Origin of the sequence: uncultured Methanobrevibacter sp. (genome assembly GCF_900314695.1) — an archaeon.
Taxonomy (GTDB): Archaea; Methanobacteriota; Methanobacteria; order Methanobacteriales; family Methanobacteriaceae; genus Methanocatella.
Genome location: NZ_OMWD01000012.1, coordinates 67,693 through 86,256, shown reverse-complemented (window position 1 = coordinate 86,256; position 18,564 = coordinate 67,693). Strand labels below are relative to the sequence as shown.

Genomic DNA, 18,564 nt, shown 5'->3' with positions numbered 1-18,564 from the left:
AGATAAAGGAATTTTAAAAAGATTCAATCTAAAACTAAAGTATTGGGATGAGGACAATGCGATTTACTAAAAATCACTTAAGTTATTGAAAGTGCCAAATCATTAAATCTTTAAATATTTATATATAAAGAAAATGAGAAATAATAATATTTAATCAATATATTAAGAGGTTATGAAATTGGCAGTATGCTTACCCGACACCCAAGATGACACTCCAAGCATACCTATTAAACTTACAAGAGTAGGTGTAACAGGAGTAAAAAAATTATTACAACTAGAAAGAATAAATAAAAGACCTATAATATTGTTACCTACATTTGATGCATTTGTAGATTTGCCAAATGATCAAAAAGGAGTACATATGTCTAGGAATCCTGAAGCAATTAGTGAAGTTCTTGAAACTGTTGCTAATGATAAAGGAGTTGCCGTTGAAGATTTATGTGCAAAAATAGTTGACAAAATGATGACCAAACACGAATATGCTAAACGTGTTGAAATATCAATGACTACTGATTTTATGTTTTTGAAAGAGTCACCAGTAACTAAAAATAAAACCCAAGAAATGGCTAAACTTAAAGCAAAAGCCATTGGTTTTAGAGATGAAAATAATGAAGTTACCATCAAAAAAAGTATTGGTGCTGAAGTTATTGGAATGACTGTTTGCCCATGTGCACAGGAATCTGTAAGAGAATCCGATAAAACTAAATTATTAGAATTTTTAGATGAAGAAACAACTCAAAAAGTGTTAGATACTGTTACTTTTGCTTCTCACAATCAAAGAGGCGTTGGAACATTATTAATTGAAGTTCCTGAAGATAAAATAGTTAAAGCAGAAGATATTATTGATATTATTGAAACATCTATGAGTTCCCCAGTGTGTGAATTATTAAAAAGACCTGATGAAAATGCAACTGTCATGAATGCACATCGAAAACCTGTTTTTGTTGAAGATTGTGTAAGAAACATGATGGAAAAAATTGCAACAAAATATTCTGATTTCCCAGATGATGTGTTAATTACATCCCGTCAGGAAAATCATGAAAGTATTCATAGACACAATGCATTTGCTGAAAAAGTAACCACCATGGGCGAATTAAAAGAAGAATTAAATATTCAATAGGATCTGATTTAATGAAAAAAACATATGAAATTGCAGGAGAAGTAATGGGCTTTTTTGAATCATTTAAAGGATCAAGACCTGCAATTGATAATGAAAGAATTTTAATTGTGAGAGGAAAATCAAGAAAAGTACTGCCTTTAGATGATTTTGATTCTAAGCTTTCTGAAATTGGAGAAATCCTTGGAGGAACAGAAATAGAATCCACATCCGACAAAATTGAAGACATTCTCAAATTAGGCGATAAAAACATCCAAAAAAGTGAAACTGGTACTGGAGATGTTGACAGTAAAGGATTCATTAGGATGGAAGAAGAATTGGAATCAATGGGACTTGTAGTAGCTTACAAAGTATTTGAACTTCCAAATTTTTATGTAGTTATTGCAATTTGGGAAGATAAAAATGAAATTCCTCCGCTTTATGTGGAAGTAACTGTTTCCGAACGTGAAGATTAAACATGACAAATTTAACAAAAGAGGAAATTCTCACTATATTAAATGCAACTGACAAAGACCTTGAAAAATATATGCTGGAAGTAGCCAAATATAGGGAGAATAATCTCATAACTTATTCTAAAAATATATTCATACCATTAACTGAAATTTGCAGAAATGATTGTGGATATTGTAATTTTAAAAAGAACCCAGATGATCCAGAAGCCATTATTCTTAAGACAAAAGAAGAAATTTTAAGTGAATTAAAAGAAGCCGAAGAACATGGTTGTAAAGAAGCTCTTTTCACTTTTGGAGAAGATGCTGATGAAGATGAAATTGTCCAATTAAAATTAAAAGAATTTGGATACGACAACATGGTCGATTATATTGTTGATATCTGCCAGATGACTTTGGATGAAACTTCATTATTGCCCCATACAAATGGAGGTAACTTCAGTTATGAATCTTTAGAAAAATTAAAGGAAGTAAATGCATCAATGGGTTTAATGCTTGAAAATTCATCAAAAAGACTAATGGAATTGCCTGCACATAAAAAGAGTCCGGGAAAAAATCCGGAACTTAGATTAGAAACTATTTCCAATGCAGGAAAACTAAAAATTCCTTACACCACAGGTATTTTAATAGGAATTGGAGAGACAAAAGAAGAAATTGCCGATTCATTACTTGCGATTAAAGAGATTAATGATAAGTACGGACATATCCAAGAAGTCATTATTCAAAACTTTACACCAATTCCAGGAATTGAAATGGAGAATTGGCCAAAGCCAAGTCTTTTAGATATGGTCAGAACAGTTATTGCAGCATACTTGTTGTTTAAAGATAGCGACGTCAGTATACAGGTACCTCCTAATTTAAATAGAGATACTGCACAAATTTTCCTACTTTGCGGCGCTGATGACTGGGGAGGCGTATCGCCAGTGAGTCCTGACTTTGTCAATATCACATCCCCCTGGCCGGAAATCGATGAACTCAATGAACTGACTAAAGATGCAAAATTTGAACTAACTGAAAGATTATGTGTTTATGACAAATACATAAACGATGAATGGCTAAATAAAAAGTTACTCGAAAATATCTTTAATTTACCTTAACATCCAAAACCACATGCTCCACACCAGGAGCGTATTTTTTTATTTTATTTAATTTTAATAATTCAACTTCACGATTGCCTGCCTGAGAAATAATCCTTTCAAGAGGTCTAGTATTCATTAATTTTTCAGGAACAGTTTCATGATAATGCAGTATTCCACCTTCATTTAAACTATTTATGGCCACATTTAGATAATGATGAGTGGTTTTTACATACCCCATTACAATACGGTCAGCTTTATACTTGGGAGCCTGCACCATGCAATCCCCCAAAATTGGAGTAATATTGTCCAACTTATTTAATTTGATATTTTCACATAAGTAAAAGTAAGAATTAGGATTTATTTCAATCGAGTATATGCGTTTTGCATTTGAATGAACACCAATAGGAATTGAAAAATATCCTATACCTGCAAACATGTCCAAAACAACTTCATTGTCTTCAACCAATTTTGCAATACGCAGTCTTTCATTATTATTCCCTTTAGACCACATAACTTTTGACAAGTCCAATTTAAATAAACAGCCATTTTCTTTGTGTATTGTCTCAGTTTCATTGCCGTAGAGAATATTATATACAGGTTCCCTTTTTGTTCCTTGAATATGGTCTATTTCCATTATGGTTTTTACATTATGCTTTTTTGATAAAACCTGCAGATCTTCATAAGATTCATAATGAAATTTACTATCTAAAATCAATACATTACCAATTCGTTTCCATTTCAATTTATTCACCTTTTGAAAGAAAAGTTTATATATGCAAATAGATAATATTAATATTGTTAGTTTATACTAATTATTGATTCTGATTTTAAATAAAATTAATATGTAAATATACATTTGATTGATTTTATTATATTCAACCTATTAGATAGTTGAAATAAGATATTTTAAATACTATAGAGGTGTATTTAAATGGATGATAAAATATTAGAAGGTACAACAACCGTCGGAATTACTTGTAAAGACGGAGTTGTATTTGCAAGCGAAAGAAGAGCTAGTATGGGAAACTTAGTAGCTCATAAAGTCGCAGAAAAAATATTTAAAATTGATGATCATATTGTAACTACCATTGCTGGTTCAGTGGGAGATGCACAAAGTTTAATGAAAGTTATTGAAGCAGAAGTTTCTCTTTACCAAATGAGAAACAACGATGCAATCAGTGTTAAAGCTGCCGCATCATTAACTGCAAACATATTACGTTCAGGACCAATGTATGTTCAAACATTACTTGGTGGAATGGACGCAGACAAACCATCTCTTTATTCATTAGACCCAGCTGGTGGAATGATAGAAGACACTTATATCTCAACTGGATCAGGTTCTATCGTTGCATACGGAGTTCTTGAAGACAGATATAGAGATGATTTAACAACCGATGAAGGAATTGAAATAGCTATAAGAGCTATTAGAGCTGCTGCTGAACGTGACACATTTTCCGGAAACGGATATTTAGTTGCAAAAGTAGACAAAGACGGCTTTGAAATGTTAGATGATGAAAAAATTAATGAGATTCTAGAAAAAATATAAGTAAGCTAATTTTTCATAACTAACTATTTTTTTATATAATAGTGTAGATAGTTTATGAAATTTAACTAATTATAGCTTAAAGCTTTTCATAAACTATTATACTACACCAACTTTTTTTGAAGGGATTATATGACTTCAGATATTTTAGAAGATATTAAAAAAGAGATTTTAGAAAAGCTACCAAAAGAGATTCAAGTTTCCAAAGTGGAATTTGAAGGTCCGGAAGTAGTAGTTTATACTAAAAATCCAGAAATTATAACTGAAAATGGCGATCTTATAAGATCACTTGCAAAAGAACTTAGAAAAAGAATTATTATACGATCCGACAAGTGCGCATTACTTGAACCTGAAGAAACCATTAATAAAATTCATGAAATCGTACCGGAAGGAGCTGAAATTACTGACATTTATTTTGATACCGTAACTGGAGAAGTAGTTATTACTGCGAAAAAACCAGGATTGGTTATTGGAAAATATGGAGTAACATCCAGAAACATTGTTAAAAACACTGGATGGGCACCTAAAATCTTAAGAACCCCTCCAATCAGTTCAGATATTATTGGAAAAATTAGAACCATCCAAAAAAATAGTAGTAAAGATAGAAAAAAAATGTTACAACGTCTTGGACGCCAAATCCACCAAGGAACTAAACATCCAAATGATTGGGCCAGAGTTACTTCAATGGGAGGATTTAAAGAAGTAGGACGTTCATCAATGTTATTGCAAACACCAAACAGCCGTGTTTTATTGGACTGTGGTGTTAATGTTGCAGCATCAGACAATAAAAATGCATTCCCTTATTTGAATGCGCCAGAATTTTCAATTGAAGAATTAGATGCTGTCATCATATCTCACGCTCACTTAGATCACTGTGGATTTGTACCATACCTTTACCATTATGGATATGAAGGGCCAGTTTACTGTACAACCCCAACCAGAGATTTAACTACACTTTTACAATTCGACCACTTAGATATAGCTCACAGAGAAGGAAATCCTCTCCCATTTACATCAAAACATGTAAAACAAGCTATTAAAAATACCATTACACTAGATTATGGAGAAGTAACTGACATTTCTCCAGACATAAGATTGACATTGCACAATGCAGGACATATTTTAGGTTCAGCAATATCCCATATGCACATTGGAGATGGAGCTCACAATTTAGTATATACTGGAGATTTTAAATATGAACCTTCAAGATTACTTGAACCTGCAACAATCAGATTCCCACGTGCTGAAACAGTAATTATGGAAAGTACATATGGTGGAAAAGAAGATGTACAACCTTCCAGGAACAATGCTGAAAAAGAAATGATGAAAACCATCTATAAAACACTAAAACGTGGAGGAAAAGTATTGGTTCCAGTATTTGCTGTGGGAAGAGCACAAGAACTTATGGTTGTTTTGGAAGAATACATGAGACATGGTTTAATCGAAGAAGTACCTATCTACATTGACGGTATGATTTGGGAAGCAACAGCAATCCACACTGCAAGACCTGAATACTTAAGTAAAGACTTAAGAGACCAAATCTTCCATATGGGAAGAAATCCATTTGTCTCAGATATGTTTGAAAAGGTCCAAAATCGTGACCAAAGAAAAGAGATTGTCGAAAGCAAACAGCCTGCAATCATCTTATCCACTTCAGGTATGTTAACCGGTGGAAACTCTGTAGAATACTTCAAATGGTTATGCGAAGATGAGAAAAACACATTAATCTTTGTAGGATACCAATCTGAAGGGTCCATGGGTAGAAGAGTTCAAAAAGGATGGAAAGAAATTCCATTAGAAGATGATGATGGTAGAACAAGACAATTCTGCGTAAAAATGCAAATAAAAACTATTAATGGATTTAGTGGACATTCTAACAGAAGACAATTAATGGAATATGTAAAAAGACTTAATCCAAGACCTGATAAAGTCATTACATGCCACGGAGACCCATACAAAGCTGTGGATTTGGCATCTTCAATTCATAGAAGTTATAAAATTGAAACTAAAACTCCGATTAATTTAGACAGTGTTAGAATACAATAATTAAAAAACAATTAAATACTTAATAAAACAAATTATATTGTGTAAAAATATTGTAAACACAATATTATTTTATTTCTTTTTAAAAAAATTAAACAAATAAAGCTTATAGGTGTAAAAATGGTTACTTATTCAGAATCCGGAGTTGATATAGACCTTGAAGCTGTTACTGTATCAAAGTTAGCAGATAAACTCAAATCAACATTATCATGTAGAGATATCATCACTGACAGCGGTCATTATGCGGCTTTAGTAAAATTAGGAGATAAAGCTATTGCAATGAGTACTGACGGTGTTGGAAGTAAAATTTTAATTGCAGAAATGATGAATAAATACGATACTGTTGGTATAGACTGTATTGCCATGGTCGTTAATGATATACTTTGTGTAGGTGCAGAACCTATTGCATTAGTGGATTATCTTGCTGTTGAAAAACCAGACCCTGAAAGAGCTAGTGAAATTGCTGAAGGCCTTGTTAAAGGTGCTGAAGAATCAAAAATTGCAATTATAGGTGGTGAAACTGCTTCACTTCCAGGAATTATTAAAGATTTCGATTTAGCAGGTACTGGGATTGGTTTCGTAGATATCGATAAAATCATTACTGGTGAAAATATAGAACCTGGAAATGTATTGATTGGTATTGAAAGTAACGGAATCCATTCCAATGGATACAGTTTAGCAAGAAAAGCATTGTTTGATGATGCAGGTTTTACTGTTAACGACAAAATGCCAAACGGAAATACAACTATCGGTGAAGAATTAATCAGACCCACTGAATTGTATGTTAAACCTATTGTAGCATTATTTGAAAAAGAATATAATATTAACGGACTTGCACATATTACCGGAGGAGGATTTACAAATCTCAGACGTTTGAAAAAAGGTGTCGGATATGATATTAATGACCTTCCGGAAGTTCCTGAAATATTCAAATTAATCTATGAACAAAACGTAGACATCAAAGAAATGTATAAAGTATTTAACATGGGTATCGGTTTTGTTGTAATCGCTGAAGAAAACAAAGCTGAAAAAATAATGAGTACTTTGAAAGAATACTGCAATTGCCAAATTATTGGTAAAGTAACAGACGATGAAAAAATTACTGTAAAAGCTTTTGAAGGATCCGAAATTGAATACTGATTTGATAAATAATTAAGAGGTGTGTGAATGAAGATAATGAAAGATAAAGAAATAGCTCTTGTAAAAGAAATATTAAAAAAATTAGGAGCTAGTGAAGAAGACAGTGAATTTGTAGCTGAAGCAACAATTGATGCAGATTTAAAAGGATTTACATCACATGGGCTTGGAAGATTTCCACAGTACTTAATTAGTATCGAAGCAGGAACAATAAACCTAAAAGATGACATTGAGATTGAAAAAGAAACACCAGCAATTGCTTTAATAAATGGTAATAGTGGTTTTGGACAAGCTGTATCATATAAAGCAATGCAAATAGCTATTAAAAAAGCTAAAGAAGTAGGAATCGGATGTGTTGGTGTCCATAATACAAATCACTTCGGTGTCACCGGATTTTATTCTGATTTAGCATTAAGGGAAAACTGTATCGGATTGGTTCTTGCAAATACTGATCCTGCTATAGCACCATTAGGAGGAAGCCAAGCTTTAATTGGTACCAACCCTATTGCATTAGGTATCCCTTCAGAAACATACATTACTGTAGACATGGCAACTTCAGTTACTGCTCGTGGAAAAATCATTGAATCAAAAAGAAAAGGTCTGGACTTGCCTGACGGATGGGCATTAGACAAAGATGGAAATCCAACTAACGACCCTGAAGCAGCACTTGAAGGATCAATTTTACCATTTGGTGGATTTAAAGGATATGCATTATCATTATTAATTGAAATTTTAACTGGACCATTAGTACAAGCAGGATACGGACTTGGAGTTAGTGGTACAGCTTCACCAACCAAAGATTGTACAAAAGGAGACTTATATGTTGTAATTGATCCATCCAAATTTGGAGACTTTGGAGAATTTGTTGCAAATACCGAAGATTTTGTCTCACAAGTCAGAGCTACTGGTGAAACTGTTGCAATTCCGGGCGATTTGGAAGTAAAAAGAATTGCTGATGCCGAAGCTAATGGTGTAGCAATTGATGAAAAATTATACGAACAATTAAAAGGAATCTGCGATGATTTAGATATAGACATAGATTCCTATATCGAAGAATAATTATTATTCTTCAAATTCTTTTTTTTAAAAAATTTTAAAGCATTCTTCGCAATTTGACGAGTGAATGAAAGTTAATGCTTTATATGAAACTTTTAAATAGATTCCATTAGAAAAATATGAAATATTCAATATATTTTATATTTTTAAAGGTGGAAACTAATATGAAAAAAATATTACTAATATTTTTGATTATGATAATAAGTGTTTGTGCCTTTTCTAATGTGAGTGCAGCAGATGCTTCTGATATTATCTCATCTGACAATACCAGCACTATAGAAACGCAATCACTAGAAGAAACAATGACAGAAGAGCTAATCACAGATAATCAAGATACTGATTCTAATTTAAAGTCTGGAGAAGATGAATATAGGAATATTCAACGTGAAATTGATGCTGCCGAGGAATATTCCACAATTACTCTCAATGGAAATTATACATGCGATTACCTAATTAATGTTAATAAACCAGTTAAAATCGTCGGATCAGATGACGGTGCTGTTATAACATTCAATACAAGCAAAGATTATAGTTCCCCATTTTTTAATATCAATGCTTCAAACGTTGAATTAAATAATATAAAATTTGTTAACGGCATATTCTTATGGGGAGGTGCTGTATATTGGGAAGGCGATAACGGTACCATAGCAAACTGTGAATTTATAGATAATTCCGCAATAAGAGAGAATGCTATTGGCGGTGCACTTCTCATTTTAGGCAATAACTGTAAAATAGAGAATAGTATTTTTACAAACAATCATGCGGCTATGCATGGAGGTGCTATTCTTTTGAATGGTAGTGCTTGCACCATAACAAATTGTGAATTCAACGACAACATGGCAAATGGTGAAAAAAGTCATGGGGGAGCAATAGCATTATGGGCAGATAACAGCATTATAAGCCATTGTAAATTCACAAACAACCATTGTACTGATTACGGAGGTGCAATTTCTGTACTTAAACAAAACAATACTATTGAATACTGTGAATTTTACAACAACTACATTACAAATAAATTAGATGAAAATGAAACTCAGGGAGGCGGTGCAATTTTCAGTGCTGATTCCGACGGTTTAACAGTTGACAATTGTACATTCATAGGAAATCAAGCACTTGAAGCATATGGAGGTGCTATAAGTTTATACATCAATAATACCGTGAGAAAATCTTTCTTTAAAGACAATATGGCTAGATTAGGTAATGATTTAATGTATTCTTCATATGATATCATGTTTAATCATTTTGTGCTTGATTATGATGAGATTATTGCAGATGCAGTTCCTGGAATCCCTTATTCCGAGTTATTGAGATTAAATAATACAATTGAACGTGTGAAAGTAAATTCCAGTGTTATTTTTTCTCCAGGACTTATTTTTGAATACGGATCATCAGGTTCCATTTATGTAAATGTCAGTGGAGGAAAAATCGAACTTGAAAATATTCATGTTTTAAATCATGACAAAGCTAAAATTACTTATTCAAACAATGTTTTAACAATTTCCAATTTAGATGTTGGAAACTATACCCTTAGAGTTACTACAACACCGGATGAGAATCATACTGCTGTTGATGGAGATTTAAATTTCACAGTTAAACAAGCAACTGCAGTCATTAAAGCATCCAAATTAACTGTTGCCCTTAAAAGTGCAGGTGTTTGGACAATTACATTGGTTGACTCAGGGAATAATAAAGGCATTCCAAACATGAGACTTACATTAAAAGTATTCACAGGTAAGAAATATAAAACAGTATCAGTAACTACAAATTCAAAAGGAGTGGCATCATATAAAACCAAAGATCTGACTTCCGGCACTCACAAAATCGAGGTAAGCGCAACCCATAGCGGTTATAAATTTAACACATTAACTTCATCCATTACAGTTGTAAAACAAACCCCATTGAAATTTAAATTACAACAAAGGACAAATGGAAAAAGTGGGTCACTGCTTTCTTATTTAGTATCCAATAAAAATACAAATAAAGGAATCAACGGAGTTAAAATTAAGGTTTTAATATATACAGGCAAAAAATACAAAACATATATTTTAACCACTAAAAAACTCAAAGGCAAAAAGAAATCCTATAATGGTGCTATCGGTTTTGCAACAAACAGTTTTTCAGCAGGAAAACATAAAGTTGTATTCATGCCTGAAAACATCAAATATAAAGGAACAATTACAACTTCAATTACAATCCAGAAAAGCGCTACAAAAGGAATTAAATTTTTCCGTAAGATTTAAGGAACTTATCCTTAATTTTTCTTTTTAAGGAGGAAAAAAATGAATAAAAAAATATTACTGATACTTATATTGTTAAGTATTTTTACTGTTTCAAATGTAAGTGCTGGGAATGATTCGAATATTTCGCCGGACAATTTAACAATTATTGAAACACAAGTAACAGAAGAATTGGATGTTAATGAACCAAACACACATTACATTACTCCCGAAAGCAATATTCAAGATACAATTGACCAAGCAGTAGAAGGAGATACAATTGTTCTTAACGGTACTTTTGAACTAAAAAATACAATCAATATTGATAAAACACTAAACATCCGTGGTGACGGCAATGGTGCCACAATCAAACCAACTGAAACTACTTTTAAAGATTTAAGATTATTTAATATTAAAAACACGGCATCTAATGTTATTTTAAGTAATTTAAAATTATATGGTGGTAAAGAAAATTATGGTGCCACAATTCTTTGGGAAGGTAATGCGGGAACCCTAAATAATTGTGAGATTATTCAAAATACTGCTAAAGAAAGCGGAACTATATTATTAAAAGGAAACAACTGTAAAATAACTGATTCTACTTTTAAAACTAATAAAGCACAAATTGCTGGTGCAATATTAATAGAAGGAGACGACTGCCAAATAGTAAATTGTTCATTCAATGAAAATTCAGCATACAAATATGGTGGAGCAATATTAATTGAATCCAACAATTGTCTCATAACTGAGTGTACATTCAACAATAACTTTGCATCACAAGGTGGAGGAGCAATTGTCTTGAAAGGCAAGGGAAATACAATTTCCAATAGTAAATTTGACCAGAACTATCTTAGAAATTATGAAAATGAATCTGATATTACTGGTGGAGGAGCCATATTCAGCAGCTGTGAAAATACAGAAATTGATAACTGTAATTTCAATGGAAATAATGCATTAAATTTAAACGGAGGCGCAATTAGTTTAGTTGGATACGGATTTATTAGAAATTCAAGTTTTAAAGATAATGATGCATTATTTGGAAATGCAATATACTGTAATTCATCTTCAACCATAATCTCAAATTATTTTGCTATCAAATACAATGAAAGCAAAGATGATGCATTGAATATTTCTGAAAAAACTTATGAAAGAGAAAACATTTTCAATAAGACCAAAATATCATCCAGTGTTGATTTTACCGCAAGTATGATTTTTGAATATGGTGCATCAGGCTCAGTTCAAGTTATTGTTGATGGAGGAACTGTTCAAAAAGAAAATATTCGAGTTTTAAACCATAAAGAAGCCAAAATTACTTTTTCAAAAAGTATATTGACAATATCCGGTTTGGGAGTTGGGAATTATATTCTTAGAGTTACTACAACCCCTGATGAAAACCACACTGCAATTGATAAGGATTTAAATATAACTGTTAAAAAAGCGGTTGCAGTAATTTCAGCATCCAAATTAACAGTTGCACTTAAAAGTTCTAGCATATGGTCCATAAAAATCATTAATTCCAAAACCAACAAACCTATACCAAAAATGAAACTCACCCTAAAAGTTTACACTGGAAAAAAATATAAAACTACAACAGTAACTACAAACTCAAAAGGCATAGCTTCATACAAAACTAAAAGTTTGGGTGCCGGAACCCATAAAATTGTTGTAAGCGGAACACATAGCGGATATAAATTCAATACATTAACATCTTCAATTAAAGTAATTAAACAAACTGCTTTGAAATTTAAATTGCAAGCGAGGACTTCAGACAAGAATGGTGCGATACTTTCTTACATTGTTTCAAATAAAAAGACCAATAAGGGCATTAATGGAATTAAGATTAAATTTTTAATTTACACAGGTAAAAAATATAAAACTTTTGTATTAAAAACCAAAAAGATTAAAGGCAGTACAAAGATTTATAATGGAGCAATCGGTTTTGCAACTAATGAATTTTCAGCTGGAACACACAAAGTCAAAATATTACCATACGATTTGAAATATAAAGGATCTGCAACAAGTTCTATTGTGATTAAGAAAAGTGCTACCAAAGGAGTCAAATTCTTCCGTAGCATATAGTTGATGATTTTTATTTTTCAAATTATTTTATTTTTTTTTTGAATGAAATTTTTCACAATAAATACAATTGTATAACCTACAAAACAAAAATTAGCATATATACATAGAAGAAAAGTATAAATGTTAAATCATACTAATATTAATAGTACTGAAAATCTATACACTTTTTTTAATAAAATATGATTTTCTATAAAAGGAGGATTAAAAGTTATGAAACTTAAAAACTCTTATATCTTATTAATAGCAATGGCTTTATTCCTATTAGTAAGTATTGGATCTGCATGTGCAGCAGACACTGGCGCATCAGATGCAGGTATCTTAACAGATGATAGTTCTAGTGCAACTTTAAGTGAAGATACCAATGAGAAAATAGAAACTACAGTAGTGTCCGAAGATGTGAAAGTTAGTGAAAAGGACCCTGTAGAGATTCCAGTAGCTGTAAAAGATAATGAAAGCAAGGAAATAAATATTGCAAAAGAAAATATTACAGTTAAAGAAGGAAATACAACAATAAATTTCAATTATAATAATTCAAAAATAAACATTACCGATAAACTAGGTTTAGGTAATCATAGTTTAAATATTACTTACTTAGGAAATGTTATTTACAAAAATTCCACAACAAAAATATTATTATCTATTTTTGGAGACAAAACATTAGATATACCATCAGTCATTACCAGTGATGGTGTAAACATTGAAATACCAATCACAATTTCCGATGGAGTAAGCAAATATAAACCAAATAAAGATAGCTTAACATTGAATATAACCTACACCGGTGACGATGGGAATAAAACATCAAAAATAATTGATGATTTTACTATAGAAGATAATACAATCAGATTCGCATTAGACAACCTTAACTATATTGGCGCTACAATTAATGTGAATTCTACTGAAACAAAGAACTCTAAAAATGCAATCATCAAATATTCAAGTGAAATTAATGCAAATAACGTTACTGTTCGTGAAGAAGAAGCTAAAAAAATCGCTGTAACTGTTGAAAGTATCAATAAGATATTAAATATTACTTCAAATGATTTAAAAGTAACTGAAGGTACTAAAGATCTTAAATTTACTTATGTCAACGAAACTATTACAATTACAGATTCCCTCGCAAGAGGAAAACATGAGATAACTATCAAATATCTCGGTAACAACACAATCAATGAAGCTTCTAAAAATATAGCAGTGGATGTTTATGGAAATCTTACTATTGAAGTAAATCCAACCACATTAAATATTAACTCCACTAAAAAAGGAGAAGTTGAAGTTAATATTACTAACGGTGTTAACAATACTGCATTTACTGTTGATGACATTACATTAAATGCAACTACTAAAATTGGAAATAACACCACTGTAGTTAAAGTGAAAAGCTTTGATGTTGTTAATGGAAAAGTTATCTTTGAACTTGAAGACGGTAATTTCACTTCAGCTAGTTTAACAATTACATACAAAGATGGACTTTCAAAGACCATTACTTTAAATAGAATTTATAATGTGAAAATTGAAGTGCTTGTCAATGAAAACCAATATCAAAATGGTGAATTTAAATTTAAATTAGTTGATATTGATGACAATGCTCTTTCCCTTGAAGGTAAAACTTTAAGTTTAACCACAACCGGAAATATCAGAGCAGGATTCAGTGCAAAAGCTGATAATGAAAGTATTGTTTCATTCAAAACAATAAACCTTTATGAATTTAGTCAAAACTCAACTACATTTGAAATGAACAAATTAGATGTTGGAAAACATCTTGTGGAGTTATCCACTGCTGACAATATCAAATCTTCAAAAGTTTTAACAAATTTAACAATTACCAAAGCAGAGATTAATATTAAAATTGAAGACTTTAAGGAAGAGTATGGAACTACAAAAAATGTAACAATCACAGTTACCAGTAAAAAAGATGGATCTGCTGTTCCAGGCATTATTCTTCATTTAAACATGCCACAAACTACTGGTAAAGATTATTATTTCCAAACTGATTCAAACGGACAAAGTAAAATTTCTGTTTCAAGTTTAGTTGCTGGAGATTACGATGTTACTGTAAACAACAATGACACCAAAAACATCAATAATGCAAAAGCCAGCGGTAAAATTACAATCACTAAAAAAGCAGCTGTAATCAAAACAAATAGTGTAACCAGGTATTACAATACTGGTAAAACAGCAACTATTAAAGTTACCGATAAAAAAACTGGTAAAGCTTTATCAGGTGCAATTGTACTTGTAAGATTATATACTGGATCAAAATCCCAAAACTACCTTTTCCAAACAAACAGTAAAGGACAAGTATCATTTTCCGCATCATTATCTGTTGGAAAACACAAAATGGTTGTTTCCACTACTTATGATCCTAGATATAATGCTGCTAAAGTAACTAAATATATTACTGTTAAAAAAGCTACTGCAAAACTTAAAGCACCAAAATTGACCACATATTATAAAGGTAATAAATACTTCACTGTAACTTTAACAAATGCAAAAAATAACAAAGCGATTTATGACGCTAAAGTAAATATTAAGGTTTTTGTTTCAGCAAATAGATACTACAACTATAACGGACATACTGGTGCGAACGGTCAAATTAGACTTTCACTTGACAATTTAAAACCAGGAACTTACAATGTTGTTGTTGAAAAAGGGGAATCCAAAAACTATACTGCAGCAAAAATTTCATCAAAAATTGTTATTAAAAAAGCTCCAACTAAATTAACTCCTAAAAAATTAACAGCTAAAAAAGGAGCAAAAAAATACTTCCAAGTTACTGTTAAAAACACAAAAACCAAAAAAGTAATCAAAGGAGTTAAACTAACCCTTAAAGTTTACACAGGTAACAAATATAAAACTTACACTGTGAAATCCAATTCTAAAGGAATTGCAAAACTAAATGTAAAATCATTGACAGTTGGAACTCATAAAGTTGTAGTGAAATCAGCAAACAAATATTGTGTTGCAAAAGCTAAAACATCCACAATTAAAATAACAAAATAAAATTTAAAGAGAATTAATTTCTCTTACTTTTTTTCTTTTTTATATTTGGCATAAAAACCATCAGTATCTGCATATATTGCATAAAAACCGTATTCTTCTGCTTTTTTAATTGATGATTTTATGTATTGCCTTCCCCATGAAGTAATAGCTTTTGCACATTCAAAAGAATACCATCTGAATCTAGGGAAACCATAAATACCATACATTGTATTAGCCAATCTTTTAATAGCCTGTTGCTGAACATCCAATGCCTTTTTTTGTTGCAAATCATCTGATGCCTTCATCTCACGTTTAATTCTGAATCTTTCCTGCAATATTTTATCAATAACTGATGGAATAAAACCTTGAGGGCTTTTTTTGAATTTTAAACCATGTTCAGGAGAAATATTATAATCATCTTCATTTTCAACATCCCCAAGAACCATTACATCAGGAGATATATTTTTTGAAATGATGATACTTGGATACAGGCTTCTAAAATCGAATTGAACCAGATTCTCATGAAGTCCTGTTTCAGGTTCCCTTACATACCCACCTTCATTGTCTTCAGCATTTGCACGGTCGGCAAAATTAGCTCCCTGTTTGTTAGGAACAACTTCATTATCAAAATAAGCCTGTTTGACTAAAAACCATTCAGCTTGTTGACCTGTAGCCATACGACTAACGTCAAACAAAGGCTGACCAATAATACGAGTAAGTTCTAAATTAAGAGGCAAAGTTTGTTCTGCTATCTTCAAAGTGGAAACAACATCATCGAGAGAATAGTCAAACAGATTGTCCAATTCTTCACCGCCATTGTCCCAAAATTCCCAAATTCTCTCACCAGGAACATCAATCTTTTCTTCACCAAACAATTCATAATAAACTCGTTCCAATGTATATCTCTCAAGGGACATGTACCTTCTCATAACCAGATACAAATCTACATGAATCAGCCCTTTAAGAGATGCTGCATTAGCATAACCTCTTCGAATATATTTGACTTCAGATTCATCCATTCCAATATCCAAATCAACATCCAAAATCTTTGCCCTGTCTTTAAGATATGGAAAATCAAAATTATCAGAGTTATACCCAACTATAATATCCACATTGTTTTTCTTAATAATATCTACAAATTCTTCAATCATCTCTTTTTCGGATTCAACCTGATTTACAAAATCATCCCTATCTTCTGAATTTGTTTTTATGGAAATAACTTGATTAACACCGAAATTACTGGCCACACCAATCATAATAATTTCATCCTCTTCGGAATTAGGCATCCCATGAGGATTTCTTACTTCCAAATCAAAACTCAAAATTCTAAATTTCTGAGGATAATCCGGCACACGTTTCAGCTCTTCAGTAAGCTTGATTATTTGAATATCTTGCTTTTTAGAATCCAAATTCAAAAATGAATCTAATTCCTCCCCAATGGCTGTCACTTCAGTCATAGGGATAACATCCCTATCCATCAGATATCTTCTATAAAATGGAATATCAAATTCGCGAATTTGAACCACACTTTCAAGATCCCTTAGATTATCCCGATTTTTTGCAAGCTCCTGTGGATGTTCAAATGTGACCTTAACAAATTCTTTTTCAACTTGAAAGTCCTTTTTGATGACTTTTTCAATGGAAATTACATCCAAATTTTCCCTGATTTCTTCAATACCCTTATCAATATCATCACAGACAACATATAAATATGGTTCAAAAGTATCGTCCAATAAAATCACATTTTCGTCACCATTTTTTGAAAACAACCTGATGACAGGTTTATCCTCATAGGTTACATAATCAATATCAAGAATAACAACATTTTTTTCCATTTAATCATCACCAAGAAGATATTCATTCCTATAATTATCTAAAACGGCATATGTAATTCCCAAAACTAATGGTCCTATAATAAATCCTACAATACCATATACCAAAGGCCCTGCCAAAAATCCAATTAGCAATATCAAAGGATGTATATCTGCATAATGACTTGATAAAGCAGGCCTAATATACATATCAACAGTGCTCAAGAAAAAGCCGAAGAACAGAACAATGACTGCCCTTATGTAATTACCGGATGCCACATCTATAAAGAATAATGCCCAATATATCGGCCAAGGCCCAAATACTGGAATTAACTGAAGGATACCTGTCAATACACCTAAAAATATGCCAAATGGATATCCTAAAAGTGAATAGCCGATGCAACCAAAAATTCCAATAATGACAGAAGTTAAAAAGTGCCCATAAAAAATACTTTTCAACACATTCTCTATAGCTTTTATTGTATTGTCAAAGAAATCTTTGGAATCATCCGGAACAAAAGATCTGATAAAATCTAGACATTTATCTCCATCACGGACAAAGTAAAATACAGAACAGACAAGTATAAATAAATCCAATGTAATGTTTGCAAACTTGCTTACAAACTTAACGGAGTAATTAAGAATATAACTTCCCACATTATTAATTGCTGAGTCCAAATAGGAATTAATGGAATTAATATCAACTCCCGCAGGCAAATATGCAGAAATTTGATACATTGCACTATTTACATTAGTATCTGGATTATTGGCTAAAATCCATGTGACAAAAGTCGATACTTCAAATATTATATAAGCCACAAGCAATATCAAAGGTATTAGTACAATAACAACTGCAAGCAAAATAGAAATAGAAGAATATTTTAATTTGGATTGGATTTTATTTGCAACTGGCCTAATCCCATAAGCCAAAATAGCTCCCAAAAGCACCATATTCAAAACAGGAAATACAAACATTAAAGAAATTACAAGTAAAACTATTATAAATAGTATTGGAGTATTTAGATAATCTTTAATGTTTAATCCCATATCAA

At 31.5% G+C, this 18,564-nt stretch carries 13 protein-coding genes; 10 read left to right on the top strand and 3 right to left on the bottom strand.

Annotated elements, in window-relative coordinates; translation table 11 throughout:
* The first annotated feature begins 178 nt into the window (after positions 1 to 178).
* Genes mptA through cofG form a run of 3 tightly spaced genes read left to right on the top strand, consistent with a single transcriptional unit; the run spans position 179 to position 2,663 of the window.
* Entirely contained in the window at positions 179 to 1,120 is a 942-nt protein-coding gene (gene mptA / locus QZN45_RS05490; protein WP_292609585.1) for a GTP cyclohydrolase MptA, read from the top strand.
* A gap of 11 nt (positions 1,121 to 1,131) precedes the next feature.
* Complete coding sequence (locus QZN45_RS05485; RefSeq protein WP_292609583.1) at positions 1,132 to 1,572, top strand: DUF2120 family protein; 441 nt, start codon at positions 1,132 to 1,134, stop codon at positions 1,570 to 1,572.
* Positions 1,573 to 1,574: 2 nt separating this feature from the next.
* Entirely contained in the window at positions 1,575 to 2,663 is a 1,089-nt protein-coding gene (cofG, locus tag QZN45_RS05480; RefSeq protein WP_292609581.1) for a 7,8-didemethyl-8-hydroxy-5-deazariboflavin synthase subunit CofG, read from the top strand.
* Here cofG and QZN45_RS05475 read toward each other — a convergent pair.
* Positions 2,650 to 3,387 (bottom strand): class I SAM-dependent methyltransferase family protein, encoded by a 738-nt coding sequence (locus QZN45_RS05475; RefSeq protein ID WP_292609579.1) that lies wholly within the window; start codon positions 3,385 to 3,387, stop codon positions 2,650 to 2,652. The two genes, cofG and QZN45_RS05475, sit on opposite strands and share 14 nt — an antisense overlap.
* Positions 3,388 to 3,576: 189 nt before the next feature.
* Between QZN45_RS05475 and psmB the strand changes: the two genes are divergently transcribed.
* The 7 genes from psmB to QZN45_RS05440 all read left to right on the top strand — a co-directional run bounded on the left by psmB (position 3,577) and on the right by QZN45_RS05440 (position 15,722).
* Entirely contained in the window at positions 3,577 to 4,191 is a 615-nt protein-coding gene (psmB, locus tag QZN45_RS05470) for an archaeal proteasome endopeptidase complex subunit beta (RefSeq protein ID WP_292609577.1), read from the top strand.
* A 129-nt stretch (positions 4,192 to 4,320) separates the two neighbouring features.
* A complete protein-coding gene (locus tag QZN45_RS05465) occupies positions 4,321 to 6,234 on the top strand; it encodes a beta-CASP ribonuclease aCPSF1 (protein ID WP_292609575.1) in 1,914 nt (637 codons plus the stop codon).
* A 117-nt stretch (positions 6,235 to 6,351) separates the two neighbouring features.
* Complete coding sequence (gene purM / locus QZN45_RS05460; protein ID WP_292609573.1) at positions 6,352 to 7,371, top strand: phosphoribosylformylglycinamidine cyclo-ligase; 1,020 nt, start codon at positions 6,352 to 6,354, stop codon at positions 7,369 to 7,371.
* Between the two features lie 27 nt (positions 7,372 to 7,398).
* Positions 7,399 to 8,427 (top strand): L-sulfolactate dehydrogenase, encoded by a 1,029-nt coding sequence (comC, locus tag QZN45_RS05455; RefSeq protein WP_292609571.1) that lies wholly within the window; start codon positions 7,399 to 7,401, stop codon positions 8,425 to 8,427.
* 161 nt (positions 8,428 to 8,588) lie between these two features.
* A complete protein-coding gene (locus tag QZN45_RS05450; RefSeq protein ID WP_296811618.1) occupies positions 8,589 to 10,664 on the top strand; it encodes a right-handed parallel beta-helix repeat-containing protein in 2,076 nt (691 codons plus the stop codon).
* 39 nt (positions 10,665 to 10,703) lie between these two features.
* The gene (locus QZN45_RS05445) at positions 10,704 to 12,719 is read left to right on the top strand and encodes a right-handed parallel beta-helix repeat-containing protein (RefSeq protein WP_296811615.1); all 2,016 of its coding nucleotides are present in this window, start codon (positions 10,704 to 10,706) and stop codon (positions 12,717 to 12,719) included.
* Positions 12,720 to 12,929: 210 nt separating this feature from the next.
* A complete protein-coding gene (locus tag QZN45_RS05440; protein WP_292609748.1) occupies positions 12,930 to 15,722 on the top strand; it encodes a hypothetical protein in 2,793 nt (930 codons plus the stop codon).
* A gap of 23 nt (positions 15,723 to 15,745) precedes the next feature.
* Here QZN45_RS05440 and QZN45_RS05435 read toward each other — a convergent pair whose 3' ends face one another.
* Positions 15,746 to 17,536 (bottom strand): DNA-directed DNA polymerase, encoded by a 1,791-nt coding sequence (locus QZN45_RS05435; RefSeq protein WP_292609749.1) that lies wholly within the window; start codon positions 17,534 to 17,536, stop codon positions 15,746 to 15,748.
* Positions 17,537 to 18,559 (bottom strand): AI-2E family transporter, encoded by a 1,023-nt coding sequence (locus tag QZN45_RS05430; RefSeq protein ID WP_296811610.1) that lies wholly within the window; start codon positions 18,557 to 18,559, stop codon positions 17,537 to 17,539.
* Positions 18,560 to 18,564 lie beyond the last annotated feature (5 nt).

Bases quoted from the DNA above. Each gene is read 5' to 3' on its own strand.
- QZN45_RS05435 (WP_292609749.1), bottom strand. From the start codon at position 17,536: ATGGAAAAAAATGTTGTTATTCTTGATATTGATTATGTAACCTATGAG.
- purM (WP_292609573.1), top strand. From the start codon at position 6,352: ATGGTTACTTATTCAGAATCCGGAGTTGATATAGACCTTGAAGCTGTT.
- QZN45_RS05485 (WP_292609583.1), top strand. From the start codon at position 1,132: ATGAAAAAAACATATGAAATTGCAGGAGAAGTAATGGGCTTTTTTGAA.
- QZN45_RS05465 (WP_292609575.1), top strand. From the start codon at position 4,321: ATGACTTCAGATATTTTAGAAGATATTAAAAAAGAGATTTTAGAAAAG.
- comC (WP_292609571.1), top strand. From the start codon at position 7,399: ATGAAGATAATGAAAGATAAAGAAATAGCTCTTGTAAAAGAAATATTA.
- cofG (WP_292609581.1), top strand. From the start codon at position 1,575: ATGACAAATTTAACAAAAGAGGAAATTCTCACTATATTAAATGCAACT.
- QZN45_RS05430 (WP_296811610.1), bottom strand. From the start codon at position 18,559: ATGGGATTAAACATTAAAGATTATCTAAATACTCCAATACTATTTATA.
- QZN45_RS05450 (WP_296811618.1), top strand. From the start codon at position 8,589: ATGAAAAAAATATTACTAATATTTTTGATTATGATAATAAGTGTTTGT.
- psmB (WP_292609577.1), top strand. From the start codon at position 3,577: ATGGATGATAAAATATTAGAAGGTACAACAACCGTCGGAATTACTTGT.
- QZN45_RS05445 (WP_296811615.1), top strand. From the start codon at position 10,704: ATGAATAAAAAAATATTACTGATACTTATATTGTTAAGTATTTTTACT.
- QZN45_RS05440 (WP_292609748.1), top strand. From the start codon at position 12,930: ATGAAACTTAAAAACTCTTATATCTTATTAATAGCAATGGCTTTATTC.